General features: G+C 52.3%; 10 protein-coding genes, 2 tRNA genes and 1 rRNA gene. All 13 read right to left on the bottom strand.

What is annotated here, in order from left to right; translation table 11 throughout:
- Nucleotide 1 precedes the first annotated feature (1 nt).
- Nucleotides 2-74: transfer RNA gene (locus tag CV945_RS06330), tRNA-Lys, on the bottom strand.
- 285 nt (nucleotides 75-359) lie between these two features.
- Nucleotides 360-435: transfer RNA gene (locus tag CV945_RS06325), tRNA-Val, on the bottom strand.
- A gap of 8 nt (nucleotides 436-443) precedes the next feature.
- Nucleotides 444-560: ribosomal RNA gene (gene rrf, locus CV945_RS06320) — 5S ribosomal RNA — on the bottom strand.
- Nucleotides 561-1,067: 507 nt separating this feature from the next.
- Nucleotides 1,068-2,552: a lysine--tRNA ligase gene (lysS, locus tag CV945_RS06315; protein WP_033008952.1), complete on the bottom strand. Its 1,485-nt coding sequence runs from the start codon at nucleotides 2,550-2,552 to the stop codon at nucleotides 1,068-1,070.
- Between the two features lie 330 nt (nucleotides 2,553-2,882).
- Nucleotides 2,883-3,881: a tRNA dihydrouridine synthase DusB gene (gene dusB, locus CV945_RS06305; RefSeq protein WP_100659380.1), complete on the bottom strand. Its 999-nt coding sequence runs from the start codon at nucleotides 3,879-3,881 to the stop codon at nucleotides 2,883-2,885.
- A 15-nt stretch (nucleotides 3,882-3,896) separates the two neighbouring features.
- Nucleotides 3,897-4,118, bottom strand: a complete 222-nt coding sequence (locus tag CV945_RS06300) for a helix-turn-helix domain-containing protein (protein ID WP_033008955.1) — start codon at nucleotides 4,116-4,118, stop codon at nucleotides 3,897-3,899.
- On the bottom strand, nucleotides 4,070-4,597 hold the full coding sequence (gene folK / locus CV945_RS06295) for a 2-amino-4-hydroxy-6-hydroxymethyldihydropteridine diphosphokinase (RefSeq protein ID WP_033008956.1): 528 nt from the start codon (nucleotides 4,595-4,597) through the stop codon (nucleotides 4,070-4,072). The genes CV945_RS06300 and folK overlap by 49 nt, the downstream gene beginning before the upstream one ends.
- A 1-nt stretch (nucleotide 4,598) precedes the next feature.
- Nucleotides 4,599-4,958, bottom strand: a complete 360-nt coding sequence (gene folB / locus CV945_RS06290) for a dihydroneopterin aldolase (protein ID WP_287136198.1) — start codon at nucleotides 4,956-4,958, stop codon at nucleotides 4,599-4,601.
- Nucleotides 4,951-5,805 carry a dihydropteroate synthase gene (gene folP / locus CV945_RS06285; protein ID WP_100659379.1) on the bottom strand — a complete coding sequence of 285 codons (855 nt, stop codon included), beginning with the start codon at nucleotides 5,803-5,805 and terminating at the stop codon, nucleotides 4,951-4,953. The genes folB and folP overlap by 8 nt, the downstream gene beginning before the upstream one ends.
- On the bottom strand, nucleotides 5,802-6,677 hold the full coding sequence (gene pabC, locus CV945_RS06280) for an aminodeoxychorismate lyase (protein WP_100659378.1): 876 nt from the start codon (nucleotides 6,675-6,677) through the stop codon (nucleotides 5,802-5,804). The genes folP and pabC overlap by 4 nt, the downstream gene beginning before the upstream one ends.
- Nucleotides 6,678-6,682: 5 nt before the next feature.
- Nucleotides 6,683-7,258, bottom strand: a complete 576-nt coding sequence (pabA, locus tag CV945_RS06275) for an aminodeoxychorismate/anthranilate synthase component II (RefSeq protein ID WP_100659377.1) — start codon at nucleotides 7,256-7,258, stop codon at nucleotides 6,683-6,685.
- 5 nt (nucleotides 7,259-7,263) lie between these two features.
- Entirely contained in the window at nucleotides 7,264-8,685 is a 1,422-nt protein-coding gene (gene pabB / locus CV945_RS06270) for an aminodeoxychorismate synthase, component I (RefSeq protein WP_033008962.1), read from the bottom strand.
- 118 nt (nucleotides 8,686-8,803) lie between these two features.
- On the bottom strand, nucleotides 8,804-9,730 hold the full coding sequence (gene cysK / locus CV945_RS06265; RefSeq protein WP_100659376.1) for a cysteine synthase A: 927 nt from the start codon (nucleotides 9,728-9,730) through the stop codon (nucleotides 8,804-8,806).
- Nucleotides 9,731-9,806: the final 76 nt, after the last annotated feature.

Genomic DNA, 9,806 nt, shown 5'->3' with positions numbered 1-9,806 from the left:
GTGAGCCATGGAGGACTCGAACCTCCGACCCTCTGATTAAAAGTCAGATGCTCTACCTACTGAGCTAATGGCTCATGAGTTGGATAACACCCTAGGATATTGATGTCCCTTCCTCTGCTAGCGTATTCGAAGATGCAAGATGCGTCGGGACAACTCGCAGCAAACTCGATGATGCATCGCTCGTTGCTCTACCTACTGAGCTAATGGCTCATGGTTAGGATAACACTCTAAGCTTCATTTCACTCTACCTGCCCCTTCCTCTACAAGCTTATTCGAAGAAGTCAAGTGCGTCGGGGCAACTCGCAGCGAACTCGAAGATGCAACGCTCGTTACTGAGCTAATGGCTCATGGTATATAAATGGTGGAGGATGACGGGATCGAACCGCCGACCCCTTGCTTGTAAGGCAAGTGCTCTCCCAGCTGAGCTAATCCTCCACGCTGTTGCCTAGCGACGACCTACTCTCGCAGGGGCGCTGGCCCCAACTACCATCGGCGCTGGAGGGCTTAACTTCCGTGTTCGGGATGGGAACGGGTGTTTCCCCTCCGCTATCATCACTAGGCAGTCAACAGAACAGACAAGTTACATTATAATCAAATTTGTTTGCTTGTCAATATCCTTTTGTGCGTCATTATTGACGTCTCACGTGCTATCATAATATAACACACTGAAGAAAGCTTGTCAACTCATTTCGTTTTTTGTTTTGTTCTCAAAAACAACATTGCTCATTATATACATTCTATGACTAAAAGTCAATCGTCGAACGAAAATTAGCGTTGGTACGTGTTATAGGCAAATGCGAGTGGTGTATGATGCAAATATGATTTGCCAAGACGATAGTAATGATCAACGATTTTCCGGTTTAGATCTTTCCATTTGTCTAGGACGGGCGGCAAATTGAGAAACTTTGCAACACTATAACTTCGTTCCTTTCGATTTCTCAAAAACCAAACGAATCCGTTGTTTTTCACCGGCCTTCTTAGGGGCTGGCAGCAGCCGGCTTTTTCTTGAATCGAGTTCTCATAACAAACTGTCCCCTGCCGTTGTTCGCAACAGGGGACGATCGTGGTTATTTATGGCGCATTTGCGGGAAGAGCAATACATCGCGAATGGACGGTGAATTGGTCAAAAGCATGACTAACCGGTCGACCCCGATCCCGAGTCCGCCCGTCGGCGGCATGCCGTATTCGAGCGCTTCGAGGAAATCTTCGTCCATTTCGTGCGCTTCATCGTTTCCTTGTTCGCGCTCCTTCAGCTGCTCCTCAAACCGTTGACGCTGATCGATCGGGTCGTTTAGTTCCGTAAAGGCGTTCGCATGTTCGCGCCCGACGATGAACAGCTCAAACCGATCGGTAAAGCGCGGGTCGTCTGGGTTTTTCTTGGCTAATGGCGAGATTTCGACCGGGTGGCCGTAAATGAACGTCGGCTGGATCAGTTTATCCTCTACTTTTTGTTCAAAAAATTCATTGACGATATGGCCGAACGTCATGTGCGGCGCGACTTCGACACCGTGTTCTTTGGCCAGCTCCCGCGCCTCTTCGTCGCTCATCTGCCGCCAGAAATCGACGCCGACATATTCCTTGATCGCATCGACCATATGGAGGCGCCGCCATTCAGGCGTCAAGTCGACAAGATGTTCGCCGTACTGGATTTTTGTTGTGCCAAGCACTTCCGTGGCAATATGAGCGATCAAGTTCTCCGTTAATTTCATGATATCGCGGAAGTCGGCATACGCCTCGTACAATTCGAGCATCGTAAACTCCGGGTTATGGCGGGTGGAAATGCCTTCATTCCGGAAAACGCGCCCGATTTCATACACTTTTTCCAAGCCGCCGACGATGAGCCGTTTCAAATGCAGCTCGATGGCGATCCGCATATACAGCGTCATATCGAGCGCATTATGATGCGTAATGAACGGGCGCGCCGCCGCACCGCCTGCTACGGCGTGCATCATCGGTGTTTCGACTTCCAAGTAGCCATGGCTGTCAAGATAGCGGCGCATCGATTGAATAATGAGACTGCGGGTGATGAACGTCTTTTTGCTCTCCGGATTCATAATTAAATCGAGGTAGCGTTGGCGGTAGCGCTGCTCGATATCTTTTAAGCCGTGGTATTTTTCCGGCAGCGGACGCAGCGCTTTTGTTAAAAATTCATACGACGATACTTTGATCGAAAGTTCGCCGACCTTTGTTTTAAACATCGTGCCGCGCACGCCGACGATGTCGCCGAGGTCGGAGATTTTAAACAGCTCGTATTGCTGTTCGCCAACATCGTCTTGGCGGACGTAAATTTGAATTTGTCCCGTCACGTCCTGGATGTGAGCAAAGCCCGCTTTTCCCTTGCCTCTCTTTGTCATGATGCGGCCGGCGACGGCGACTTCGATTTGTTGCTCTTCGAGTTCCTCTTTTGACAAATCTCCGTACAGTTCAAACAGCTCTTCCGCTTTATGCGTGCGCTCGAACCGTTTGCCAAACGGATCGACACCCAATTCCTCAATTTTTTTCAGCTTTTCCCTGCGGACGCGCAGTTGGTCGTTCAATTCTTCATGGCTCATACCTCATTCACTCCATTTAGCGATTTTTTACGAAAAATACTGCCAGCACCCGCTGGCAGTCTTCCGCTGCATGAACGTCATCTCCGTTGTGTGAACTACCCGCCACCTACGCTTCGCTTAGAGGTGGAGGCTTCAAGCGACTTGTGCGTGTTCGCCGAACGGTAAGCCACACACCAGAACCCTTTACGCTTCCCTTCGTTCCGAAGGTGTCCGTTCTAGCCATATTCTATCCTATTCGTTGGCTAACGCCAAACGACATTCATCTCCCACTTACTCACTGGGTTACACCCTTCGCGTTCCTTGAGGTGGGAGACTTCTTTCCGAAATCCGTTAAACGGCTTCGGCGTTCGCCGCCCGGCTTTCCGCTTCTTCGGCGACTTGAAGCAAGAGCGCGGCCAATTCGTCCCGCGTCTCGCACTCGTTGATGGCGTTGCGGATTTTCGCCGCCCCGCGGATGCCTTTTAAATACCAAGCCGCGTGCTTGCGCATTTCTTTCACCGCAATATCCTCGCCTTTAAGGGCGATCAGACGGTCCAAGTGCAGCAGGCAGACATCGATTTTTTCCCTTGGGGTCGGTTCGGGAATGAGCTCCCCTGTTTCTAAATAGCGGACCGTGCGATAAATCATCCACGGGTTGCCGAGCGCCGCCCGCCCGATCATCACGCCGTCAACCCCAGTTTCTTCGAGCATCCGCTTGGCATCCTGCGGCGTTTTGACATCACCGTTTCCGATGACTGGAATGTTGACGGCCTCTTTGACTTGCTTAATGATATCCCAATTCGCCTTCCCTTCATACATTTGCACCCTTGTCCGTCCATGGACGGCGACGGCTTTGCCGCCGGCGCGTTCGACCGCTTGGGCGTTTTCAACGGCGTAAATATGTTGGTCATCCCAACCGATTCGCATCTTGACCGTGACGGGTTTTTCGACGGCGTCGACAATGGCGGCGACGACATCGTAAATTTTGTTCGGGTCGAGGAGCCATTTCGCTCCGGCATCGCAATTCGTAATTTTCGGCACTGGGCAGCCCATGTTGATGTCGATAATATCGGCATTTGTATTTTTGTCGACAAATTTCGCTGCTTTGACAAGTGTTTCCTTTTCACCGCCGAAAATTTGCAAGCTGAGCGGCTTTTCGCGTTCGTCGATATAGAGCATATTTAACGTCTTTTCATTGTTGTATACGATTCCTTTATCGCTCACCATCTCTGCGCATACAAGACCGGCGCCGAACTCCTTTACGGTCAGGCGGAAAGCCGAATTGCACACGCCTGCCATCGGCGCAAGGACGACACGGTTTTGAATTTCCACATCACCAATGCGAAACATAAAAACGCCTCCTTTCTACCTGTTTGATTCGAACTTTGGCGGTGCCAGCTCCTCAACCGATACGTTCAGCCGCTCGGCGATCTGTCCGACAAGCGTGTCGGACGGCATCCGGTTCCCCCGTTCAATTTCGCCGAGAATCGAAACGGAAATGCCGAGTTCCTTGGCCAACTTTTCTTGTGTATATCCTTTCAGCTTTCGAAAAGCGCGAATACGTCTTCCCCATCTTTCTGCTTCCATACACGAACTCCTTTTTTGTCGGGTAGTCGGTCAATAATGTCTGCTAACGGTTCCGAAACGTTCGGTATTGTCAAATGGGAATTGATCTCGAGCAACGGGATTAAAACAAACGCCCGCTCCGCCATGCGCGGATGCGGAATGACAAGTCGCTCTGTTTCAATATTTTCATGATTGTACAACAAAATGTCAAGGTCTAACGTGCGCGGCCCCCAGCGAGTTTCCCTTTTCCTGCCAAATTCCTGTTCGATTTGTTGCGTCACGTCAAACAAAGCAAATGGCGACAAAGCGGTCGCCACCTCAATCACCATGTTTAAAAACTTGTCTTGGTTGACGTAACCGACCGGGTCGGTTTCATAGATGGACGAACCCGATGTGACAAAAATTCCCTTATGGCGATGAAGCGCCGCGACGGCTGAACGCAAATAGTACGCACGATCTCCAAGGTTGGAACCTAAAGCAATATACGCAATGTTTTCCATCTTACCGCCCCCTGTAGATTTCAACGGCGACATGCTGATAATGGCCGCGAATGGGCGGATTCGGCTTGATTACTTTCACCGTGCACCGCTGAACGGCGGGGAAAGCGGCAAGCAGCTCATCCGCGATCGCCTCGGCAACCGCTTCGATCAAGGCGAGCGTCCTCTCTTCCACGATCGTCCGACAGCGCTCGTATACTTCCGCATAGTTCACCGTATGCTCGAGACGGTCGCTCCGGCCGGCTGGGCGCAAGTCGAGCTCAAGGGCCACATCGACCAAAAACCGCTGGCCGAGGACGTTTTCTTCTCGGAGCACTCCGTGATAACCGTAAAATTCCATACCTTGAATATAAATTTTATCGATGGCCGCTCTCTCCTTTCCCGAGCATCGCATCCATCATTTTCGCCATGCGGGCGATCGGCAATACGTCATGGACGCGGACGATATGCGCCCCCTTCACGATGCCAAGGCAAACCGTCGCCCCCGTTCCTTCGACCCGCTCCTCAACCGGCACATCGAGCACATGGCCGATAAACCGTTTGCGCGATGTGCCAAGCAAAAGTGGGTATCCCAAAGCAGCAAACTCATCGAGACGCCGCATCACTTCCAGGTTATGTTCAACCGTTTTGGCAAATCCGATCCCCGGATCTACAATAATGTTTTCCTCTTTTACTCCCGCCTGTTTGACAATACGGATGCTCTCCTTCAAGTCGGCGATCATGTCGGAAATGAGATCGCGGTATGCCATATCGTGACGGTTGTGCATTAAAATGATCGGCACTCCGTACGAAGCGGCGACGTGGGCCATATCCGGATCGGCTTTGGCGCCCCAAACGTCGTTGATGATATACGCTCCCGCTTCAATGGCCTGCCTTGCGACCTCGGCTTTATACGTGTCGACGGAAATCGGCACGTCCACCGCATCGGCGATCGCTTTGACTGCCGGAATGACGCGCTGTAGCTCTTCATCAAGCGGCACTGGATCCGCCCCCGGACGAGTTGATTCACCGCCGATGTCAATGATGTCGGCTCCTTCCGCCACGAGCCGTTTCGCATGCTCGACCGCTTTTTCCACTTCATAAAACCGGCCGCCGTCGGAAAACGAGTCAGGCGTCACATTGACAATGCCCATGATCAACGTTTTTTGGCGCAAATCCAGCTCATGCCCGCGGCATTTTAATACAAAGGAACGCGTCATCGTTGCCATCATTCGTTCATCCTTTCTTTCAGTTCGTTCCTCGTCCATAATGTATCGGTAAAGCGGCGGTAATGATGTTGCAGCGAACAGGTCACCGGGCCATGTTTTCCGCTATAAGAGCGGCGGCCGATGCGGTGAAGCGGCACAATTTCCTGCAGTGAATTCGTAATAAAGACCTCATCAGCCTCCTGCAAATGGGACAGGGGATACGCTCCCTCTTTAATCGGGATATGAAGCCGTTCGAGCAAGGCGATGACGAACTGCCTCGTAACGCCGTTTAATATGCCAACAGACGGCGCCGGGGTGTAGACAACGCCGTCCTTGACCCAAAAAATATTCGAAACGATTCCCTCGGCTACTTGCCCGTCCCGATTTAAAAAAATGCCTTCCACATCCACACGGCGGCCAAGCTCCCACTTTCCAATTATATTGTTTAAATAATGATGCGATTTTAACCGTTCATCGCCTTCAGGGCTGTTCCGCCTCGTTGTTAAAACGACCCCTTCTTTCCCTTCTGGAGGGGCGGATGGCGGCAGCGGCTTCATATAGACGATGACGGTCGGGTTTCGGTAACGTTCGATCGGCAAGCCGAGATCGCCGACCCCGGCCGATACATTGAAGCGCACATAAGCGTCGCGCAAGCCATTGGCCTCGAGCAACTGCTCGATGATCGCCACCGCTTCGGCGCGGCCGAACTGCCTTTCGATGTGAAGCTCAGACAGCCCTTTGTTCAATCGGGCCAAATGATCGTCAAGCAAAAAAGGGTGGCCGCTATACGTGCGGAATGTTTCAAATAAGCCAAGCCCATATAAAAAGCCGTGATCAAACGCTGATAACTGCGCTTCTTCGCGCGGAACGACCGCGCCGTTGATATACACGTACATGACTGTCACGCCTTTTTATACGTGTTGATAAAGTTTTTCAACAGTTGCATCCCATGGCTGGTCATAATCGACTCCGGGTGGAACTGTACTCCTTCGATTGGCAATGTTTTATGGCGAATGGCCATCACTTCGTCTTCGTCCGTCCAAGCCGACACGATGAAACAGTCTGGAAGCGTCTCTTTCTCAACGATAAGGGAATGGTAGCGCGTCGCTGTAAACGGGCTTGGCACGCCGCGGAAAATCGTTTCCCCGTCATGGTAAACGGACGACGTTTTCCCGTGCATCAGCCTTGGGGCACGGATGACGCGGCCGCCAAACGCCTGGGCGATCGCCTGATGGCCGAGGCAGACGCCAAAAATCGGGATGCGGCCGGCGAAGCGATCGATAACGGCCAAGCTGATTCCCGCCTCATTCGGTGTACATGGGCCGGGGGAAATCATGATAAAATCGGGATGAAGCCGCTCAATCTCGTCCACCGTAATTTCGTCGTTCCGCTTTACGAGCAGCTCTTCGCCTAAAACCCCTAAATATTGCACCAAATTGTACGTAAACGAATCATAGTTATCGATCATGACGATCATCCTTCTCACCTCATGCTCTGAAATAAAGTCTCTGCTTCGCTCAGCTCTTTCGCCTTCCAGAGGGCAGCGGCTTTTTTCAAACATTCTTTGTACTCGTGCTCCGGGTTGGAATCGATGACAATGCCTGCGCCTGCTTGCACATGGGCCAGCCCGTTTTTCACAACCATCGTGCGGATGGCGATGTTTAGCTCCATATTCCCTTGAAAATCGATCCAGCCGATCGAACCGGTGTACAAACCGCGGCGAACCGGCTCCAATTCTTCGATGATTTCCATCGTCCGCACTTTCGGAGCACCGGTGATCGTTCCGCCGGGAAACATCGCACGAATAACAGAAAACGCATCATGTTCCGGAGCCATGATGCCGGATACGTGGGAAACAATATGCATCACATGCGAATACTTTTCCACCGTCATCCACTCATCGACACGCACCGTCCCATAGACACAGACACGCCCAAGGTCATTCCGCTCAAGATCAACGAGCATGGCGTGCTCGGCCCGCTCTTTTTCGCTGGCTAGCAGTTTGCGGGCGATTTGCCCGTCTTCCGCTTCCGTGCGTCCGCGCGAGCGGGTTCCGGCTATCGGGCGTGTTTCCAGCCGTTCTCCCTGCTTGCGGACGAGCAGCTCCGGCGAACCGCTGACAATTTGACATTCAGGGGTATGCACATACGCCATGTACGGCGACGGGTTAATGGTCCGCAGTTGTTTGTACACAGCGAACGGGTGGGTCAACAGCGGACGGGACTGGCGCACCGACAAATTGACTTGGAACACATCGCCCGCTGCAATATAATGTTGAACGCGGCGGACCGCTTCCATAAACTGCTCCTTTGTCATGGAAACCGATGGACAAGCCGATGAGACAACGGACGGCCAAACCGGCGGGCTGCTTCGCTCTTCAAGCCACAGCCGTTCATACATCTCCAACCGCCGCTCCGCTTCTCCTTCTTCCCCTTCATCTGCATAAGCGAGCAAATGAAGGCGATCGGTTTGATGATCGTAAATCGCCACATCGTCAAATACAAAAAACTGCATAGACGGCAGCTGCAAATCATCTACAGCCAGCGATGGAAGCCGTTCGATATAACGAGCGGCGTCATAGCTGATATAGCCGACCAACCCGCCTTGGCACGGGAGCGGCTCCCCCTCCCCCGGCGCCACACGTTGTGAAAACCATTGCTGCAGCAACTCGAGCGGCGGCCCGTTCAGCACCGTTTCTTTTCCACGATAGATAATGGACAGCTGATGCCCGGCGGCACGAATGATCCCGCTCGGATTGAGGCCGATGATGCTGTATCTTCCCCCTTGTCCGCTCTCCAGCAACACGTGGTGCCGCCGGCCGTATGCCAGTTGCTCATACTGATAAAACCAATCCCGCCCGCTGTAATGAATGGTCCGCTTCAGCCGCCTTCGTCTTTGTTTCATCACAGCCAACCCCTTTACGACGCTCATCATTATCCTTATTGTACAATGAGTCGGCGCTCATATCACCCATAAACATAAAAAAGTTCGACAGGGTCACCCCTGCCGAAAGTAAAGCTGCTTAGTCTTCGAATTGGTAAAGCGGCGTGCTCAAATAGCGCTCCCCATTGCTCGGGATGATGGCAAGCACTTTTTTCCCTTTGCCGAGCTCTTTCGCCACCTTCAACGCCGCATGAATGGCAGCGCCGGACGAAATGCCGCCAAGGATGCCTTCTTTGCGGGCGGCGCGGCGGGCAGCCGCAAACGCTTCGTCGGTTGTGACGGTAATGACTTCATCGTAAATGCTTGTATCCAAAATATCCGGGATAAATCCGGCTCCGATTCCTTGAATTTTATGCGGGCCCGGTTTGCCGCCCGACAAGACCGGCGAATCAGCCGGCTCAACCGCATAAATTTTAATGTTTGGATACGCTTCACGCAACACTTTGCCGGCGCCTGTGATCGTTCCGCCCGTCCCGATGCCGGCCACAAACGCGTCAAGCTGGTCGCCCATTTGTTCGACGATTTCTTTGCCCGTTGTCAAACGATGAATTTCCGGGTTGGCTTCGTTTTTGAATTGCTGCGGCATAAAATAGCCATGCTCGCGAACGAGCTCTTCCGCTTTTTCGATCGCACCACGCATTCCTTGAGCGCCCGGCGTGAGCACCAGCTCAGCTCCATACGCCCGCAACAGGTTGCGGCGCTCTAAGCTCATCGTATCCGGCATGACCAACACTGCTTTGTATCCTTTCGCCGCCGCGACCATTGCCAGCCCGATTCCGGTGTTGCCGCTTGTCGGTTCGACGATCGTATCGCCTGGCTTCAGTTTCCCTTCTTTTTCCGCCGCCTCAATCATCGCCAATGCAATCCGGTCTTTGACGCTGCTGCCCGGGTTCATGAACTCCAATTTTACATAAACATCAGCGCTGTCCTCATCGACGATACGATTTAATTTCACGGCTGGTGTATCGCCGATCAGTTCCGTTACAGAATTGACTGTGCGTGCCATGGTTCCACCCCTAATCCCGATTAATTTTATCGAATTTATTTCCAATGTATCAGCTATTAGTGAAATTGTCAATCAT

This window comes from Geobacillus sp. Manikaran-105, from assembly GCF_002809955.1.
GTDB lineage: Bacteria > Bacillota > Bacilli > Bacillales > Anoxybacillaceae > Geobacillus > Geobacillus thermophilus.
Note: the sequence above shows the minus strand (reverse complement) of the source record. Positions and strands in the feature narration are given on the sequence as shown.

What these genes read in the sequence shown, in the direction of transcription:
- lysS (WP_033008952.1), bottom strand. Translation starts at nt 2,552, where the DNA reads ATGAGCCATGAAGAATTGAACGACCAACTGCGCGTCCGCAGGGAAAAG.
- dusB (WP_100659380.1), bottom strand. Translation starts at nt 3,881, where the DNA reads ATGTTTCGCATTGGTGATGTGGAAATTCAAAACCGTGTCGTCCTTGCG.
- CV945_RS06300 (WP_033008955.1), bottom strand. Translation starts at nt 4,118, where the DNA reads ATGGAAGCAGAAAGATGGGGAAGACGTATTCGCGCTTTTCGAAAGCTG.
- folK (WP_033008956.1), bottom strand. Translation starts at nt 4,597, where the DNA reads ATGGAAAACATTGCGTATATTGCTTTAGGTTCCAACCTTGGAGATCGT.
- folP (WP_100659379.1), bottom strand. Translation starts at nt 5,805, where the DNA reads ATGATGGCAACGATGACGCGTTCCTTTGTATTAAAATGCCGCGGGCAT.
- pabC (WP_100659378.1), bottom strand. Translation starts at nt 6,677, where the DNA reads ATGTACGTGTATATCAACGGCGCGGTCGTTCCGCGCGAAGAAGCGCAG.
- pabA (WP_100659377.1), bottom strand. Translation starts at nt 7,258, where the DNA reads ATGATCGTCATGATCGATAACTATGATTCGTTTACGTACAATTTGGTG.
- pabB (WP_033008962.1), bottom strand. Translation starts at nt 8,685, where the DNA reads ATGAAACAAAGACGAAGGCGGCTGAAGCGGACCATTCATTACAGCGGG.
- cysK (WP_100659376.1), bottom strand. Translation starts at nt 9,730, where the DNA reads ATGGCACGCACAGTCAATTCTGTAACGGAACTGATCGGCGATACACCA.